This is a genomic window from Corynebacterium sp. NML140438 (genome assembly GCF_001875725.1).
In the GTDB taxonomy this organism is placed as follows: Bacteria; Actinomycetota; Actinomycetes; order Mycobacteriales; family Mycobacteriaceae; genus Corynebacterium.
In genome coordinates this window covers 1-16,316 of sequence record NZ_MLCQ01000011.1, presented here as the reverse complement: position 1 = coordinate 16,316, position 16,316 = coordinate 1, and the positions used below count along the sequence as shown (strand labels likewise).

The 16,316-nt window shown below is 60.6% G+C and carries 17 protein-coding genes and 2 tRNA genes; 11 read left to right on the top strand and 8 right to left on the bottom strand.

Features of this window, described 5'->3' with window-relative positions:
- Nucleotides 1-70: 70 nt before the first annotated feature.
- From BJP08_RS02435 to BJP08_RS02415, 5 genes are all read right to left on the bottom strand, one after another.
- Entirely contained in the window at nucleotides 71-784 is a 714-nt protein-coding gene (locus BJP08_RS02435) for a DUF3800 domain-containing protein (protein ID WP_071568095.1), read from the bottom strand.
- Between the two features lie 49 nt (nucleotides 785-833).
- Complete coding sequence (locus BJP08_RS02430; protein WP_071568094.1) at nucleotides 834-1,256, bottom strand: hypothetical protein; 423 nt, start codon at nucleotides 1,254-1,256, stop codon at nucleotides 834-836.
- A gap of 14 nt (nucleotides 1,257-1,270) precedes the next feature.
- A complete protein-coding gene (locus tag BJP08_RS02425) occupies nucleotides 1,271-2,299 on the bottom strand; it encodes an XRE family transcriptional regulator (RefSeq protein WP_071568093.1) in 1,029 nt (342 codons plus the stop codon).
- A 14-nt stretch (nucleotides 2,300-2,313) separates the two neighbouring features.
- Nucleotides 2,314-2,877 (bottom strand): hypothetical protein, encoded by a 564-nt coding sequence (locus BJP08_RS02420; protein WP_071568092.1) that lies wholly within the window; start codon nucleotides 2,875-2,877, stop codon nucleotides 2,314-2,316.
- A gap of 327 nt (nucleotides 2,878-3,204) precedes the next feature.
- Nucleotides 3,205-3,277 (bottom strand) — tRNA-Asn (locus BJP08_RS02415).
- Nucleotides 3,278-3,393: 116 nt separating this feature from the next.
- Between BJP08_RS02415 and BJP08_RS02410 the strand changes: the two genes are divergently transcribed.
- From BJP08_RS02410 to BJP08_RS02380, 7 genes are all read left to right on the top strand, one after another.
- Nucleotides 3,394-4,035 carry a hypothetical protein gene (locus BJP08_RS02410; RefSeq protein WP_071568091.1) on the top strand — a complete coding sequence of 214 codons (642 nt, stop codon included), beginning with the start codon at nucleotides 3,394-3,396 and terminating at the stop codon, nucleotides 4,033-4,035.
- Between the two features lie 22 nt (nucleotides 4,036-4,057).
- Nucleotides 4,058-4,696, top strand: coding sequence for a DUF4230 domain-containing protein (locus BJP08_RS02405; RefSeq protein ID WP_083428368.1), 639 nt, complete (start codon nucleotides 4,058-4,060; stop codon nucleotides 4,694-4,696).
- 13 nt (nucleotides 4,697-4,709) lie between these two features.
- Nucleotides 4,710-5,507 carry a serine hydrolase gene (locus BJP08_RS02400; protein ID WP_071568090.1) on the top strand — a complete coding sequence of 266 codons (798 nt, stop codon included), beginning with the start codon at nucleotides 4,710-4,712 and terminating at the stop codon, nucleotides 5,505-5,507.
- A 10-nt stretch (nucleotides 5,508-5,517) separates the two neighbouring features.
- Entirely contained in the window at nucleotides 5,518-6,975 is a 1,458-nt protein-coding gene (locus BJP08_RS02395; RefSeq protein ID WP_071568089.1) for an MFS transporter, read from the top strand.
- Complete coding sequence (locus BJP08_RS02390; RefSeq protein ID WP_071568088.1) at nucleotides 6,976-7,917, top strand: nucleoside hydrolase; 942 nt, start codon at nucleotides 6,976-6,978, stop codon at nucleotides 7,915-7,917.
- A 1-nt stretch (nucleotide 7,918) separates the two neighbouring features.
- Nucleotides 7,919-8,707 carry a trimeric intracellular cation channel family protein gene (locus BJP08_RS02385; RefSeq protein WP_083428367.1) on the top strand — a complete coding sequence of 263 codons (789 nt, stop codon included), beginning with the start codon at nucleotides 7,919-7,921 and terminating at the stop codon, nucleotides 8,705-8,707.
- Between the two features lie 219 nt (nucleotides 8,708-8,926).
- Nucleotides 8,927-9,250 carry a hypothetical protein gene (locus BJP08_RS02380; protein ID WP_071568087.1) on the top strand — a complete coding sequence of 108 codons (324 nt, stop codon included), beginning with the start codon at nucleotides 8,927-8,929 and terminating at the stop codon, nucleotides 9,248-9,250.
- A gap of 14 nt (nucleotides 9,251-9,264) precedes the next feature.
- Here the strand turns inward: BJP08_RS02380 and BJP08_RS02375 are convergent, their stop codons facing one another.
- Nucleotides 9,265-10,059 carry an HAD-IIA family hydrolase gene (locus tag BJP08_RS02375; protein WP_255364736.1) on the bottom strand — a complete coding sequence of 265 codons (795 nt, stop codon included), beginning with the start codon at nucleotides 10,057-10,059 and terminating at the stop codon, nucleotides 9,265-9,267.
- A gap of 1 nt (nucleotide 10,060) precedes the next feature.
- On the bottom strand, nucleotides 10,061-10,384 hold the full coding sequence (locus BJP08_RS02370) for an acyl carrier protein (protein WP_071568086.1): 324 nt from the start codon (nucleotides 10,382-10,384) through the stop codon (nucleotides 10,061-10,063).
- Nucleotides 10,385-10,406: 22 nt separating this feature from the next.
- Between BJP08_RS02370 and BJP08_RS02365 the strand changes: the two genes are divergently transcribed.
- On the top strand, nucleotides 10,407-11,408 hold the full coding sequence (locus tag BJP08_RS02365; protein WP_083428365.1) for an alpha/beta fold hydrolase: 1,002 nt from the start codon (nucleotides 10,407-10,409) through the stop codon (nucleotides 11,406-11,408).
- Nucleotides 11,409-11,411: 3 nt separating this feature from the next.
- Entirely contained in the window at nucleotides 11,412-12,326 is a 915-nt protein-coding gene (locus BJP08_RS02360) for a Rib/alpha-like domain-containing protein (protein ID WP_071568085.1), read from the top strand.
- 3 nt (nucleotides 12,327-12,329) lie between these two features.
- Here the strand turns inward: BJP08_RS02360 and aceE are convergent, their stop codons facing one another.
- Nucleotides 12,330-15,056, bottom strand: a complete 2,727-nt coding sequence (gene aceE, locus BJP08_RS02355) for a pyruvate dehydrogenase (acetyl-transferring), homodimeric type (protein WP_071568084.1) — start codon at nucleotides 15,054-15,056, stop codon at nucleotides 12,330-12,332.
- Nucleotides 15,057-15,279: 223 nt separating this feature from the next.
- On the opposite strand from aceE, the gene BJP08_RS02350 reads away from it, so the two are divergent.
- Both BJP08_RS02350 and BJP08_RS02345 read left to right on the top strand, forming a co-directional pair.
- Nucleotides 15,280-15,690: a DUF3052 domain-containing protein gene (locus BJP08_RS02350; RefSeq protein ID WP_071568083.1), complete on the top strand. Its 411-nt coding sequence runs from the start codon at nucleotides 15,280-15,282 to the stop codon at nucleotides 15,688-15,690.
- A gap of 76 nt (nucleotides 15,691-15,766) precedes the next feature.
- Nucleotides 15,767-15,842, top strand: a tRNA-Val gene (locus BJP08_RS02345).
- Nucleotides 15,843-16,316: the final 474 nt, after the last annotated feature.

Sequence of the window (16,316 nt, the reverse complement as noted above, 5' to 3'; positions counted from 1 at the left end):
CGGCTGCCACACCGAGGATTTCCCGTCGGGGGCTAGATATATGCTTCCGGAGCATATACTTTCCGGAAACCTACAGGTCAATCCGTGAAAATCCGCGATTCCGGACACACTTTTTGACCCTTAACCCCCATGGAAGGAACAAACTCGCAAGCGTCGGTTTAATGCACGGCTCAAACCATGTGCATTTCTTACCTTCTAAATGCCGCTGCACAGCCCAAAGACCGTAATCAGCTACTTGCAATCCCCACGCTGAGGGCGCAGTCCACACACATAGCGTGATATTTCGCTGTATCTGACTGCACACTTCTTCTACTGCTTGTCGTGCAGCTTCTCTGATTCCCTTGGTACCGAACTCTGCCACAATGACGAACAGCTCGTCTTGAGGTTCGGAAACTTGGAGGGCGATTTCTTTGAGGTGTAAGTACCAGGCTGTCTTGTAGAGACGCATTGGTCCAGCGTCTTTGATGCGCGGGTATGCGTTTGACTTGTACAGGAAGGTTGTATCGAAGCGGGGCGCCTGCTTCTGGATAAGGCTGAACATTTCATTTCGCGTTCTAGCGGAGTCGTCGACGGCGTGGAAGCCGCGAGTGAGCTTTATTCCTTCTTTGGAGCGACTAGCGCGCAGGTGGAGACCCTGTAAGAGGTCGTCTCCGTGTGTGTCATGCTGGAATGTGGCGGTTCCGAAGCCGAAGTAGGTTGATGCTCCGCCACCTTGTGGGTTCGGTGTCCCGTCGTAGTCAAGGTTTCCGGTTTCGTCGGCGTAGAGGTAGATGCGTTTATTCATGGTTTTCAGAGAAGTATTACAGTTCCGATGGAGTAGGCAGGTTTCGCGGTCATACTTGTTGTCTTTGTCTGATTGTGTGGTCGCTATCAAGGTCTTGCCAGCTGGTGACAACGTAGGTTGTGGCGTCTAGTTCTTGTGCGAGCAGGTTCGGGCTGTGCTGATAGAGGCGTTCAGATAGCTCGGCCTTTAGCGGGGAGACAAGCAGGGGTGCAACGAATTGGTCAGCTTGTCGATCCTGGCGGGCATGGAGCGACTCGCTTACCCTTGCGTGGCGCTCGTGGGTAGCGTGCCCCGACTCGTGTGCACGTGCGTAGCGCTGTTCGATCTGGCACAGACCGGGCTCAAGCAAAATCAGGTCGTAGTCGGGGAACCATCCACCAGCGTCACCTGCGAGCCATACAGCGTCATTGACATCGACCCACACGCCTAGCTCGGTGGCCATGTACCGCAGCGCAATGTAATCAGGCGTCATCGGTGGCTTTCTGGTTAGGGGTGGATTGACGGTAGCTGCGTCACACTGGCAAGGCTCGACTCGTCTGGTGATGCCTCGACGTGAGGCCGATGCAAGGCTGTCAGGTCAACAGGCTCGACGAAGGTGTTTTCCAACAGCACGTCGACAGGCTCCTTCACCTGCCAACCGCGCCCGGAGATTTGCATACGCAAGCTCCGGTAACGCTTGTAATCAATCAGATCGAGCTCATGGGCTCGCCGCACAATCGCCTGAATCGAACAGCCCCACTGCGATTTCAGGTGCGCATAGTCAGACAACGTTGTTGCTGGCGTGACAACACCATCGAGAAGCTGCCGGGGCATCAGCAACGCTCCTGCAAACTGGTTGGCTTCAGTCTCAATTACAGGCAGGTCGCGCCGGGTTGTTGCGGTGTGCAGGATGAGGTGGCCGAGTTCGTGCGCGAGGCTGAACCTGTAGCGGTCGCCGCTGCGTTGCCGGTTGAGGGCAATGACGCGCAGAGGTGCTGCTGTGGGGGTGGAAACACCGTCGAAGTTGGTGCCGTCGACAACGTCGTCGGGAAGTGATGTGACGATCACACCGCATTGGTTCAGTGCTGCTGTCAGGTTGCCGATAGCGGTATCGGGTGCGAGTTGTAGGTGTTCGCGAGTGCGGGCGGCTGCGTCCTCGATGACTATCTGGTCTAGTGGTTGATCAGGCAGGTCTAGCTTTGGCAGGCTGCTGGTTTGGTCGGGGAAGCGGCATTTGAGGTAGTGCTCGGTAATCGAGAACGCGGTGGCGATTTTCTCCGATTCGGGTTGCCCTAGTCGTGCTGTTCGGAACAGGAGGTCCGGTGAGTCGTAGTAGTCGATGGGTTCTTCGAAGAACTCGCGGGGAACCTTGGTGACAAACTGCGCGGTAGTCAGGAGCCGTGGCGACAGGTTGCGTCGTTGGCGTTCGACGCTACTAAGTGTTGATTGCGAAACCCCGAGCTCTGCGGCGAAGGCTCCTTGCGTGTAGCCAAGCAGAATTCTGATGTGTTTGAGGTTTGTGCTTGCAGTGGACATGTAGCTGGTGCTTTCTAGGTGCCGAAGTTGAACCCTTGTTCGTCGGCGCGTGTTGGGGAAAACTTGTCTTCGGTGATCTTCTCGTTAGGAGTAAGTAGCTGGAATTCTTGCGATAGTTTCCTTGCCTCTTCAAGGGTGCCTTCGCCGTCGAAGAGTTGTATCGAAAACTTGGTAATCGAGTCCGTCTCCGGCTTCGGGAACTCCCAGAACAATACGATACGGCGTTTGTTTTCGATTAAGGGTTGGTCCGGGGTCTCTATGGGGGAGTTGCGGAATCCTTTCTTGCGGCGCACCACCAGGAAGGCGTCGTCGTTCTCAAACCATAGGCGGGTGGGAAACCCTGATGCTTCGCAGAGTTTAAGACCTCCGAGTCCGCTCTCGCGGAACTGCCGATGCAGTGCCACGAGCATGGCTTCACGGTCTAACCCTGGGTACTCATCGAGGTAATCGACGTAGGGCAGATTTCGGCGGTAGTCCAGCGCGACACCGACTGCTTCGCGTAGCTCGTCGTGCTGCTTTGTTAGCTGCTTGTGGATACGGCGCACTAGTAGGGCGTTGTCTTGGCGGGGATGGGGCATCGTTACTCCTTTATGTAACATTCCGTGTGATATTTTCACACTTTAGTAATAATATCACTCGAACTGTTACATCGGTCGGGGTAAGGGGGTTATCGCGGTGACTTTTATGAAAGGGTGCCCGTTGTTCCCGTTGACCTCATAGCGTCGACCAACGCAGGTCAGCGCGATTTCGCTGATTTGGGGCTATTCTGTCGATTTTGCGCTGACCTGCGTTGGTCAACCGGAGTAGGTCGACGAGAGCGGAGCCTTCGTCTGCCCGGCAGCTCGTCTGCCGACCCGCGAATCCGAAACGCAAAAACCCGAGGCAAACGCCTCGGGTTGTAGTTGCTCCTCCAACTGGGCTCGAACCAGTGACCCTTCGATTAACAGTCGAATGCTCTGCCAACTGAGCTATGGAGGAATACGTGCTTGAAAGCAACGAGCAATACTTTAACCTGGATGTTGGAAATTGAAAAATCGCCAGGTCGGAGCGTGTTTCGTGGACATGGAAGGTGGGCGGTATGTAGGGTGGTCGCTATGAAACACTCACTGCTTGCACTCACTGTAGCTTCGGCTGTGTCCGTGACGGCCGTCCAGGCGCCTGTCGCGTGGGCGGAGGAGAACTCGGCGGACGGGAATGCGCAAGGGGCGCAGCAGACAACAACGACGGATGGCAGCTCCGGCAGCTCAGACGGCGAGGAGCTGAGCCCGGCTGCGATTGCGGGCATTACGCTTGGTGTGCTGGCCGCGGTTGGGGCGGGCGCTGCGTTTGCGGTGTCGCAGGGTCTGATCCCGAATGTGGATCCGGCGGTGTTTGCTGGGTTGACTGGGTTGTCCTCGACGGTGCCGGGGTTGGCGGCGTTGGGGTTCGGAGGGGCGTCGAAAAATAGGTGCTCGCCGCAGGCCTTTGACGCGGCGATGCCGGGCTGGCCAGGTGTGACTGGGACGAGTGTGCTGTACTGCGAGGGACAGTGGGCCGTGGCGGGGCAGAAGCAGTCGGATTGGATTGTGCCGTTTGAGCGCAAGGGGGACCGTTGGGTGGCGCTGAAGCCGGACGGGACGACGCAGCGCGGGATGATAACGGCCTGCTACAACGGCAACGCGCTGCGAGGTCGCGGTGCGCCGCAGCCGTTCCTGGACAAAATTACGATTTGTGCCCCCGATGAGATTGGGCGTTAGGGTCTCGCTGTAGTCTTGCAGCGTGGAAAAAAGAGGAGTTCGAGTAGGGGCGCTGGTGTTCACAGCGCTGGTGGTTGCACTGGCAACGGCGTTGGCGCTGCTGAAGTTTGTGGTCCCGAATGGCTTGCAGGTAGGTCGGGAGGAGATCAGTGAGGCGTCGATAGGGGCGTCGTTTAGGCAGGTGGGGGAGCTCTCCGTTGAGGAGTATGCGTACTCGAACGTGGGCAACTACGACAACAAGGGGCTTGAGCTTGCGGGCGTGAAGGTGCCGCTGACCGGGCGCAACTTCCTGTTGAGCTACAGTGGGACCGTCAAGGCGGGTATCGCGGACGTTGAGGCGATTGGCGTCAACATTGACGACGCCGCCCAGACCATCACGGTTCACGTCCCGGAGGTGAGTGTGACCTCCTCCGAGATCGACGACACGAGCGTGCAGGTGTATAAGCAGTCGATGAACCCGCTCAACCAGGTTAAGGTGGAGGACGTCACTGGTTTCCTCGCCGAGGAAAAGACGCGTGCAGCGGATCGCGCGGTGAAGGAGGGGCTGCTGGATCGGGCGCACACGCGCGTGGAGGAACTCATGACTTCGCACGCTGAGGCGCTTAAGCAGGGCACCGCGATGCAGGACTACGACGTGCGCGTCGAGTGGGCGCGCGACTAGCTATCATGTGAGCATGATTCTGGAAGAACACCTTGCATCCTGGCCGGTGAAGCATTGCGCGGCGGCGCTCGTCGGCAAGTATGGGGAAACGTTTGGGGACCAACACCGCGTGTTTGAGCTGGCGAGCGTGACCAAGCTGCTCGCCGCGTACGGGGTGCTGATGGCGGTGGAGGAAGGTGCCTTCGAGCTAGACACCCCGTGCGGGCCGGAGGGCTCCACGGTGCGCCACTTGCTGGCGCACGCGAGTGGCGTCGGATTCGACAGCAGGCGCCCACAAAAACCGGTCGGGGAGCGGCGTATCTACTCTTCGGCGGGCTACGAGATCCTCGCGGATCTTGTGGAGGAAACCACCGGCATCGCGTTTCCTGAGTACCTGCGCGAGGGCGTCTTTGAACCATTGGGGATGGATACGGCCGTGCTGGAAGGTTCCGCGGGCCACGGGGCGCGAGCCAGTGTTGCGGACTTGAGCAAGTTCGCCACCGAACTGCTCCAGCCCACGCTCCTGCACCCGGACACGGTCGCTGAAGCGTTCCGCAACCAGTTCGGGGATCTACGCGGGGTTGTGCCGGGCTACGGGATGCAAAAGCCATGCCCGTGGGGGCTCGGGTTTGAGATCAAGGGGGAGAAGTCCCCCCATTGGACGGGGGACACCATGCCGGCCGACACGGTGGGCCATTTCGGTATGACGGGGACTTATCTGTGGGCTGCGCAGGGCCAGGCGATGATTGCGCTCACAGACCATCAGTTTGGTGAATGGGCAAAGCCGTTGTGGCAGGAAACGAACACTGCCATCTGGAACGCCCTGGCTTAAACTCGGGGGCATGCACGATACACACACGCCACCCCCGGAAGCAGGCCACCGCCTGCCCACGGCCCAGGTTTGGCCCCTCATGCTTGCCCTGCTCACTGCCGTCTTCGCGTTCCAGCTGAACGCATCCATGCTGGCACCCGCGTTGGCGACCATGGAGCGCGAGCTCGACGCCACCACCTCCCAGATCGGATTGACGCAGACCGCGTTCTTTACCGCTGCAGCCCTGTTTTCCCTGTTCATGCCGCGGTGGGGAGATTTGATTGGGCGTCGAAAAGTGCTGGTGGGCATGATGGTGGTCACCGCGGTTGGCTCGGTGGTTGCGGCGCTGGCGGCGAACGTCACCATGCTGTTCATTGGGCGCGTGATTCAGGGCGTGTCCGGCCCAACGGTTGCGCTGACGTCCGTGATGCTGCGCCAGGAGGTGCGCGAAGAGAAGCAGTTTGCACTACTTATCGGCATCTTGACCTCGGTGAACGGGGGTATCGCGGGTATCGACGCCATCATGGGCGGCTGGCTCACAGCAGCCTTCGGTTTCCGCTCCCTGTTCTGGGTGATCGGCGCCTTCGCGGTTGTGGCGGTGTTCGCCGTGCACTTTGGCGTGCGTGAGACGAAGTCCGACGCCGGCTACGCCATGGACTGGAAGGGCGTGGTTCCGCTCGTCGTCGCAGTTGGCGCGATCCTGACTGCGCTGAACGAAGCAGGGGCGCTGGCCGCCGCGAACTGGTTCATGGTCATCGTCTTGCTCGCGGTCGGCGCGGCGGCGCTGGTGGTGTTCTGGCGCATCGAGTCCTCCACGGAGCACCCACTGGTCGCCCCGCACCTGCTCAAGCAGCGCCGCACGTGGGCACTCTTGACGACGACCACCCTGACCATGACCGGCATCTTCGCCGTCATGAACGGTTTGGTGCCAAACCTTGCCCAGGACGAAATGTTCGGACCGGGGATGTCAGCGGGCGTGGTGTCCTGGTGGACGCTGACCCCGTACGCGTTGGCGGGCCTGGTGTTCGGGCCGATCGCCGGATTCTGCGCGGGACGAGTGGGCTACAAGCTGATGCTGCAGATCGGCATCGCAGGCGCCTTCCTGTCGGTGGTGTTCGGTATCTATGTGGTGGGCAACCCCACGAAGGGGCTGCTGCTGGCCCTGTCGATCGCAGCCGGTATCACCTACGCGGGTATCGCAAACATCATGCTTGGCTCACTCCAGGTGGTGCTGGCGCCGAAGACGAACCAGGGTTACCTGCCTGGTCTGAACGCGGGCGCGTTTAACCTGGGCGCGGGTATTTCCTTCACTGTAATTTTCGCGGTGGTGACCACGTTCGCCGACCAAAACGGCGGCTACCGCGCCGGCATGATCGCGGGTGCGATACTGCTCATCGGCGCGTTTTGTACGTCCTTCCTCATCCCGCGCCCAGAGGCGCTTCCTGACACAATCGCCGCCGAAGACGCGGCACGAAAGAAGGTGCAGTAAATGACAACCAAAATCATCCTCGACTGCGACCCAGGTCACGACGACGCCGTCGCCATCCTGCTCGCAGCTGGAAACCCAAACATTGAACTCCTCGGCGTGACCACCGTCGGTGGCAACCACACGCTAGAGAAGGTCACCCGTAACGCAGCGCAGGTGCTGACCGTTGCTGGACTCGCCGACGTGCCCCTCTACGCAGGTGCGACCCGCCCGATCCTGCGCGAGGTGGAAACCGCCGAGGGCATCCACGGCGACACCGGCATGGAGATTCACGGCTTCGAGCTGCCCGAGCCGGAAGTTGCGGTGCAGGACACGCATGGCGTGCAGTTCATCATCGATACGATTATGAACGAGCCTGCCGGGACCGTCACCCTGGTACCAACCGGCCCGCTGACCAACATTGCGCTTGCGGCCCGGCTCGAGCCGCGCATTGTGGAGCGCGTCAAGGAAGTCGTGCTGATGGGCGGGGCCTACGGCGCCGGGAACTGGACCGCCAGCGCCGAGTTCAACATCATCGTCGACCCTGAAGCCGCCCACATCGTCTTCAACGAGCAGTGGCCCGTCGTCATGGTCGGCCTGGACCTGACGCACCAGGCGTTGGCAACCAAAGAGGTCGAGGAGCAGTTTGCAGCGCTGGACACGAACGTCGGCGACTTCGTCGTCGGGCTGTTCGGTGCGTTCCGTAAGAACTACCAGGACGCCCAAGGCTTCGACGACCCACCGGTCCACGACCCGTGCTGCGTTGCCTACCTGATCGACCCAACTGTGGTGGAGACGGTCAAGGTGCCGGTGGACGTCGAGACGCAGGGTGTGCTCACCACCGGGCGCACCGTGGCCGACTTCCGTAGCCCCGCGCCCGCTGACTGCCACACCTCCGTGGCCACGAAACTCGACGCCGAACGCTTCTGGGCCATGGTGCTCGACGCAGTAAAGGCGCTCGAGTAGTTTGAACACGCTGTACTTTGTCCTCGAATACATCGGGGTAGGGCTCGCAGCGGTGGTCGGCGGGCAGATTGCCAAGCGCATGGACTTCGACCTCATCGGGTTTACCTTCATCGCGCTCATCTCGGCGCTTGCCGGAGGCGTGCTCCGCGACACGTTCCTCAACGACGGACCCGCGGCCGCCCTCCAAACCCCCGGGTATCTCATCACCGCGGTCGCCGGTGCCGTGATCGCCTACTTCCTCGACTTCAAGGCTGCAGCCTGGGGGCAATTCCGCTTCTACGCGGACATCACCACCGTCGGAGTTTGGGCAGTCGTTGGTGTGACACGTGGACTCGACAACGCGCTGGGATGGGTGTCCTGCATCCTGCTCGGCGTGATCACCGCCGTTGGTGGCTCCCTCGTACGCGACGTCGTACTCGGAAAAGTTCCCAGCCTATTTACGTCGCAAAAGATGTATGTTATTCCGGCGGTGCTCGCCTCCGTCCTGATGCTCGGTTTCGACCGTTTCGAGCTCATCTGGCAAGGCATGCTGGTGGCGCCGGTGGTGGCGTCAATAAGCGCGATGGCGCTCTACTGGTTCGGCGCGTATACCCCGAAACAACCCGAGTACCGCTCTGTGCACCCGCTGCTCGATACCTTTGCTGCGCGCGCCGGGCTACGCCCTGATTCCTGCGACGAACTCGCGCAGATGATCCGCGACACCTCCGACGAAGAACTGGTCAGCGCACTTCGCGAGTATTTCGCGGGCAAAGCGATGGAGGAAAACGTGGAGGAGTCCGGCAACGCCTAGCGCACCGCTGACCCTCAAGTAGAGCTTCAATAAACAGGGGGATCAACCAGTTGTTGAGGGTTGCCCGGTGTGGCTTGTGTCATGCAAAGTGATGCGAGAGGTCGTTGGGGAAGACGAACCTCGTCTCGCACGAAGATGCGCCCGCCTAGTCAGCGGGCGCGGAACCGACTAGTCACCGGACGCGTGCGCCGCACTGTCACACACAGAAGGGTCCCCACAATGACAACAACACTCGTTGCCCCGCGTACGTGGCGCTCTGTCTGCGCCGCGCCTACGACCTCCGTCATGAGCATCCAGGACATGCCCGCCGCAGCGCGCATGCACGTCGAAGAGCTCCTGCTCATGCTTCCGGACGCACCAGTCAACCAGGAAGCACTCTGGGACGACGCCTGGTTCACCCGCTGGCGCCGCGACAGCTCCGGCACCTACCAGTGCCGTGAAGTCTTCCGCGCAACCCCGGACGTCACCCGCAGCTTCGCCGAAGCGCTCGCGGCGCTGGCCACCGAGTACGGCTTCAGCGCCAGCGTCGAAGCGGCAGGATAAGAGCGGGGGAGGGGCTAGCTGTAGGCGCCGTCGCCGAACGGGTCGGTGATGACGTCCACAAGCTCGGCGACGGAATCGATCACCTTCGTTGGCCTGTACGGGTAGCGGGCGATCTCGGCGTCGTCCGAAATTCCCGTGCGGACCAGCAGCGTGCGCATCCCGGCCTCCAGACCAGACTTCACGTCAGTATCCATCCGGTCACCGATCATCACTGTGTGCTCCGAGTGGGCGCCGATATTGTTCAGCGCCGAGCGCATCATCACCGGGTTCGGCTTGCCCACGTAGTACGGCTCCATCCCAGTCACCGACGTAATCATCGCGGCCACCGCGCCCGTCGCCGGGAGGATCCCGTTCGGGCCCGGTCCCGTCAGGTCCGGGTTCGTGCCGATAAACCGCGCACCCTTCAGAATCAGATTGCAAGCGGTAGTGATCGCCTCAAACGAATAGGTGCGCGTCTCACCCAGCACCACAAAGTCTGGGTCTTGGTCTGTCAGGATCCACCCGGCCTCGTGCAGGGCGGTGGTCATCCCGGCCTCACCAATCACGTACGCTGAGCCCTCGCCGACCTGCTGCGACAGGAACGTCGCAGTGGCAGTCGCAGACGTCCAAATCCGCTCCGGCTCAATCTGCAACCCCATCCGGACCAGCTTCGCCGAGAGGTCGCGCGGGGTTTGCATCGAATTGTTCGTCAGCACCATAAACGGAATCGATTCATCGTGCAGGCGCTGAATGAATGCGTCCGCGCCGGGAATCATCTGTCCTTCCTTGTGCAGGACGCCGTCCATGTCAGTGAGATAGGAAATAGTCACGCTACGCTCCTTTGTAGTCCTCGTGCCCTTCAATGTAGGCGCACAGCTCACCCAGCGTCGAGTGCTGCCGGTAGGTTTCCTCATCAATCGGCACGCCAAGCTCTTGCTCGATGCGCACCGCAAGCTCAATACGATCTAACGACGCCACCCCGGCACCATCCAGCGTGGTCTCCCGATCCAGCGCTTCAGTGTCTTCGCCGGTCACCCGCTCAATGAGGCGCGTGAGCTGAGCGAACGCGGAGGCATCCTCGGTGTTCGCGGTGGGGTCGGAGGGGGCGTCGTCAAGCTTGAGCGCGCTTAAATCTAAGCGTTGTGAGAGTTCCATACCCACATAATAAGGTGGAAGCATGCTGCAAACAGTTGCCTACCTCCGATCGCTGACGCCGAAAGCGCGCCGACAGCTCGTGGAAACCCGCGAACTGCTGCACACCGGCGACGGCGAATACGGGCTCAAACCCGATCGCGAGGGCGTCCTCAAAGTCGACGCCGGGGGAGAGCGCGTCAACATCCACTGGTACGAACTCGGTCCCGAAGACCCGGATGCCGTCACCGTCGTCTACGTTCACGGCTTCAACATCGCCGCCGAGGAATTCTTCCTGCAAACCGAAGCGGTCGCAGGCCACGGGGTGCGTCAACTGCTGCTTGACCTGCGCGGGCACGGGCAGACCGGCAAAGTCGATCCCGAACTCTTAACTATTGACGTCGCCGCCGACGACGTCGCCGCCGTCATGCGCGAACGTAACGTGCGTGGCCCCGCCATCGTGGTCGGGCACTCGCTCGGCGGCCCGATTTCGCTTTCGATGATGCGGCGCTACCACCACGAGTTCAACCTCGCCGGCTCGGTGCAGATTTCCAGCGCGGTCGAACCATTCACCGTCCAGGGCCTGCCACAGATCCTTGCCGGACCGATCGGGCGCTTCATCGAAGGCGTCGTCGCCGTGACCCCGCACTTCGCGGAAGGCGTGCGGCAAGTCGTCACCGACATGCTCACCCCGATCTTGGCGCTCGGGTTCTACTTCCGCCCGATGAGCTACCAGCTGGTCCAGTTCCACGCCGCCATGATCCGCGAAACACCGCTGGAAACCTACGCAGGCTACTTCGAGGACCTGCTGCACCACTCAGAACTCGACGCCGGCGAGGTGCTTGCCACCATCCCTGGCTACATCCTCGTCGGTGACCACGACGCCGTCACCCCCGTCTCCCAAAGCGCGAAGCTTCACGAGATCTGGCCGCGCGCCTACATGCAGGTGCTGCCCGAAAGCGGCCACATGCCGCCTCTCGACGCCCCCGGCGCCGTCAGCACCGCCATCAACCGACTCATCCAACGCATTGCTGAAGACGTGAAATGACCCATGAACTACACACTGCTCGCCGTCACTACCGCCGCAACCTGCGCCATCGCCTGCGCACCGCACGCGGCGGCTGTTACCACGGACGCTGACCGCTACCAGCCCACGTTCCAAATGGAGCCCCGCTACCTACCACTGGTCGAGGGACAGTTCTACACAGAAACCACTCGCTTTACACCAACCGGGGCGCCGGAGGGCACAACGTTTCGCATCATGGGCCAAGGCGAAGAACTGGGGGAACCCGTGACAGCGAACATTGACAATGACGGCGTCACACTGGTTGCGCGCCTGCAGTTCTACAACTGCGACCAAGTTGAGGCCGGCCAGCTCTACGCCCCCAAGTGCACAACAGTCAAGCGGGGCGAAAACACCCGCGAGCTCTACATCGAGGTGACCTACCCGGACGGCTCCCAGGAGCGGGTCACTACGACCGTCTCACTCATCGCTGATCAGCGCCTGATTTACGAACCTGTTTATAAGCCCGTGCAGGTCGCCCACGGCAAATCATTCACGGCGACCCCGCACAACTACAACCGCGAGCGCGTCGCATTCCCAACCGACGCGAAGTTCGAACTCATCAACCCACCAGCCGGGTGGAACCTCTCTATCGACCCAGTCACCGGCACCGTCAGCGGTACCGCCACAGAGGCAGCCGAAACGCCATGGAACGTCACCATCCGGGCCACCTTCGAAGACGGCACCACCCGCACCGCCGGCCTCGAGCTCAGTCACGACGGCCCCAACCCGCCAGAAAAGCCGACTCAACCGCAAACACCCCCAGCGGACGCGAACGGCTCCTCGGTATCGAGGCCGCTCATCATCACGCTCGGGGTGCTCTCAACGCTCGCAGTGGTCGGGGCGCTGTTTGCAGCGTTTGCGCCGAACATTCCGGTGCTCGCCCCGTACCTGCAGCGCTAGCCCTTAGGCTTCGGTCGGGTCGTCAATCTTCAGGTCCTTCGCGGCCTGCGCAGCAACATCCATGTCGATCTTGCCCTCGTTCGCCAGACCCATCAGCGCCGCAACCACCATCGACTCCGCGTCAATGTTGAAGTAGCGACGCGCCGACTCACGCGTATCCGAGAAGCCGAAGCCGTCCGCGCCAAGCACCAGGTACTGACCTGGCACGTACGGGCGGATCTGCTCCTGCAGGTCCGTGGCGAAGTCGGACGTCGCAACGTACGGGCCCTCCGTCTGCTTGAGCTGACGGGTGACGAACGCCTCGCCGACGTCCTCACCCGGGTGCAGCAGCTGCTCGTTGGCCACACGCGCACCGTCGCGCGCGCACTCCACCCAAGAGGTCACCGAGTACACCGAAGCACCCACGTTGTAGTCCTCCTGCAGGATCTTCTGCGCGCGAAGCGCCTGCTGCATACCAATACCGGAAGCCAGCAGCGACACGTTGTGCTCGTGCTTCTCACCCTCGTCGAATAGGTAGATGCCCTTGTGCAGGCCCTCGACATCGAGGTTCTCCGGGCGCGCCGGCTGGTGCGTCGGCTCGTTGTAGACCGTGATGTAGTACATCACGTCCTCGCCGTGGCCGTCGCCGTACATGCGCTCAATGCCCTTTGTAATCAGGTACGGCATCTCGTACGCGAAGGCAGGATCGTAGGTGACCACTGCCGGATTTGTCGACGCCAAAATCGGCGAATGACCATCCATATGCTGCAAGCCCTCACCAAACAGGGTGGTGCGTCCCGCAGTTGCGCCGATGATGAAACCGCGCGTCATCTGGTCGCCAGCAGCCCAGAAGTTATCGCCCGTGCGCTGGAAACCGAACATCGAGTAGAAGATGTACATCGGGATCATCGGCTCGCCGTGCGTCGCATAGGACGTACCGGCCGCGATGAAAGACGCCGAGGAGCCGTCCTCGTTGATGCCCTCGTGCAGGAGCTGGCCGTCCGACGCCTCCCGGTAGGACAGCTGCAAGTCGTAGTCTACCGGGACGTAGTTCTGGCCCTGTGGGTTGTAAATCTTTAGGGTGGGGAACCAGGAGTCCAGGCCGAACGTACGAGCCTCATCCGGAATAATCGGCACAACTCGCTTACCGATCTCCTTATCGCGCATCAACGCCTTAAACGTACGCACCAGCGCCATCGTCGTGGCAACTTCCTGCTTACCCGAGTCCTTGAACATGGCCTTGTAAGCCTTCTCGAAGTCCTGCTGCTGCTCCAGCGGCGTGAACTTCACACGACGCTCCGGCAGATACCCACCAAGCTCCTCGCGACGCTCCTTCAAGTACTTGATCTCCGGTGCGTCCTCGCCCGGGTGGTAGTACGGCGGCAGGTACGGATCCTTCTCCAGCTCCTCGTCACTAATCGGCACTTCCTGCTTATCGCGGAAACGCTTCAAGTCTTCCAGCGTGAGGTTCTTCATCTGGTGCGTCGCGTTACGGCCCTCAAAGTTGTGGCCCAGGCCGTATCCCTTAATCGTGTGCGCCAGAATAACCGTCGGTTTCCCCTTAGTCTCCAGCGCGCGCTTGTAGGCGGCGTAAATCTTGCGGTAATCGTGGCCGCCGCGTCGCAGCGCCCACAGCTGTTCATCCGTCATGTCCTCGACAAGCTTCATTGTCCGCTCGTCGCGGCCGAAGAAGTGCTCACGCACGTACGCGCCGTCATTGGCCCTAAACGTCTGGTAATCACCATCCGGGGTGGTGTTCATGACGTGGACCAGCGCGCCATCCTTATCCTTCTCCAGCAGCTCATCCCACTCGCGGCCCCAGATCACCTTGATCACATTCCAGCCAGCGCCAATGAAGAACGCCTCAAGCTCCTGAATGATCTGGCCGTTGCCGCGGACGGGGCCGTCGAGACGCTGCAAGTTGCAGTTGACCACAAAGGTCAAGTTATCCAGCCCGTACAGCGCCGCCATATGCAGCAAGCCACGCGACTCTGGCTCGTCCATCTCGCCGTCGCCGAGGAACGCCCACACATGCTGCTGATCCGTGTCCTTAATGCCACGATCCTGCAAGTACTTGTTAAAGCGTGCCTGGTAAATCGCATTCATCGGGCCCAAGCCCATCGACACCGTCGGGAACTCCCAGAAGTCCCCCATACCGTGCGGGTGCGGGTACGAAGGCAGACCACCCTGCGGGCGCGAATGCTCCTGGCGGAAACCATCCAAATCATCCTCAGTCAGACGACCCTCCAGGAACGCACGCGCGTACATACCCGGGGAAGCGTGACCCTGGTAGAAAATCTGGTCGCCGCCCTGCTCAGCGTTCTTGCCGTGGAAGAAGTGGTTAAACCCAACCTCATACAACGCAGCCGCCGACGCATACGACGAAATATGGCCACCAACCTTCACACCCGGACGCTGCGCGCGGTGCACCATGATCGCCGCGTTCCAACGCATCCAGCGGCGGTACCGCTTCTCAATCTGCTCATCGCCCGGGAACTCCGGCTCCATCTTCGTCGGAATCGTGTTCACGAAATCCGTCGACGACAACGCCGGCAAATCCACTCGCTTCGCCGACGCCCGCTCCAACAGGCGCAGCATCAAAAAACGAGCACGCTCCGGCGTGGACTGGTCCAGAATCCCATCAAACGAATCAATCCATTCTTGGGTCTCTTCCGGGTCCGTATCGTGCAGATACGAAGCGACACCCTCGCGGATCAACGGGATGTTGGAGTCATTATTGTGTTCAGCCAAGGAACGTCCTCCTCACGTTTCGGGCCTGCAACCAGGTGCGGCACAGGCGGGAATGAAAACCTGCACAACAGGATACGTGGTTTCAACCAATTGCGTCGGGCGTCACAAAACTCGAGGGCACCCGGAGGTTGGTGCATATTTGTCCGGTAAGCTGTAACCAGCAGATGTACACTAAACGGCATATTTGCATATAACACCCATCTCATTAGGAGGAATAAGAACGTTGGGCGCCAACGGTGTCGATACATACGCTGACCAACTAGGGGTCAAACAAGGCGAAATCGTCCAAGAAATCGGCTGGGACGACGACGCCGACGCAACCATCTCCGAGGCCATCGAAGACCGCATCGGCGACCAACTCCTCGACGAAGACGCACAAGACCTCTGCGACATGATCCTGCTCTGGTACCGCGAAGACGACGGCGACCTTGTCGACGTCCTCGTCGACTGCTCCCGCAACCTCGACGACGACGCCCGCATCTGGCTCATGACCCCAGGCGCCTCCAAACCCGGCGGCGTACAACCCGGCGTCATCTCCGAATCCGCCCAACTCGCCGGCCTGGTCCAAACCACCGCCGACCGACTCGGCGAATGGCAAGGCTCCTGCCTCCGCTCCGCAGGCGTACCAAAATAGCCAAAATAGGTTTTGACCTGCCCCTTCGGCAGTGATTTTGTCTTTGGTGGGAGCTTTGTTAAAGTTTCTACCCAGCGCGCCGTTAGCTCAGCTGGAAGAGCAACTGGTTTACACCCAGTAGGTCGGCGGTTCGAGCCCGTCATGGCGCACCAGGTCAGAGGCCCTTTCCGAGGAATCGGGGAGGGTCTTTTCGCTGTGTGGCTGCATTTCGGCTTTAGGGGCTTAAGGGACATTATGTGTGTAAGTACGTGCCCGTTCGGCGCCGGAGTGACAAAAGGCGCAACCTTTAACGCCTAGACCATTCGCTACCTGCGTGTTTGAATGGCTAGATATAATTGGGTTGCGTCTTTTGTCACTCGGTCCTGCCAGGGGAGTGGCACCAAATTCCTTTGCGCGCCAGATTGGCAAGATTCTATTTTCCCTGCTCGCTGCTAAGCCATGTTGAGGGGGTCTGAGGTGGCTTTCGTGTCGGATGACGAATTGTTCCCCGGAGATCGTTTGAACTGCTCCCCAGAAGTTGGACTGTGAAAACCAGTACCACCCTCACACAAGGAGCAGTGCGCATGAGACCAGGAAGCAAGCTGACCGAAGAGCAGCGTGAACAGGCAGTGCAATTATTTGAACAA

Bases quoted from the DNA above. Each gene is read 5' to 3' on its own strand.
- BJP08_RS02390 (WP_071568088.1), top strand. From the start codon at position 6,976: ATGACAACCAAAATCATCCTCGACTGCGACCCAGGTCACGACGACGCC.
- BJP08_RS02370 (WP_071568086.1), bottom strand. From the start codon at position 10,384: ATGGAACTCTCACAACGCTTAGATTTAAGCGCGCTCAAGCTTGACGAC.
- BJP08_RS02380 (WP_071568087.1), top strand. From the start codon at position 8,927: ATGACAACAACACTCGTTGCCCCGCGTACGTGGCGCTCTGTCTGCGCC.
- BJP08_RS02395 (WP_071568089.1), top strand. From the start codon at position 5,518: ATGCACGATACACACACGCCACCCCCGGAAGCAGGCCACCGCCTGCCC.
- BJP08_RS02420 (WP_071568092.1), bottom strand. From the start codon at position 2,877: ATGCCCCATCCCCGCCAAGACAACGCCCTACTAGTGCGCCGTATCCAC.
- BJP08_RS02360 (WP_071568085.1), top strand. From the start codon at position 11,412: ATGAACTACACACTGCTCGCCGTCACTACCGCCGCAACCTGCGCCATC.
- BJP08_RS02410 (WP_071568091.1), top strand. From the start codon at position 3,394: ATGAAACACTCACTGCTTGCACTCACTGTAGCTTCGGCTGTGTCCGTG.
- BJP08_RS02430 (WP_071568094.1), bottom strand. From the start codon at position 1,256: ATGACGCCTGATTACATTGCGCTGCGGTACATGGCCACCGAGCTAGGC.
- BJP08_RS02435 (WP_071568095.1), bottom strand. From the start codon at position 784: ATGAATAAACGCATCTACCTCTACGCCGACGAAACCGGAAACCTTGAC.
- BJP08_RS02365 (WP_083428365.1), top strand. From the start codon at position 10,407: ATGCTGCAAACAGTTGCCTACCTCCGATCGCTGACGCCGAAAGCGCGC.
- BJP08_RS02400 (WP_071568090.1), top strand. From the start codon at position 4,710: ATGATTCTGGAAGAACACCTTGCATCCTGGCCGGTGAAGCATTGCGCG.
- BJP08_RS02425 (WP_071568093.1), bottom strand. From the start codon at position 2,299: ATGTCCACTGCAAGCACAAACCTCAAACACATCAGAATTCTGCTTGGC.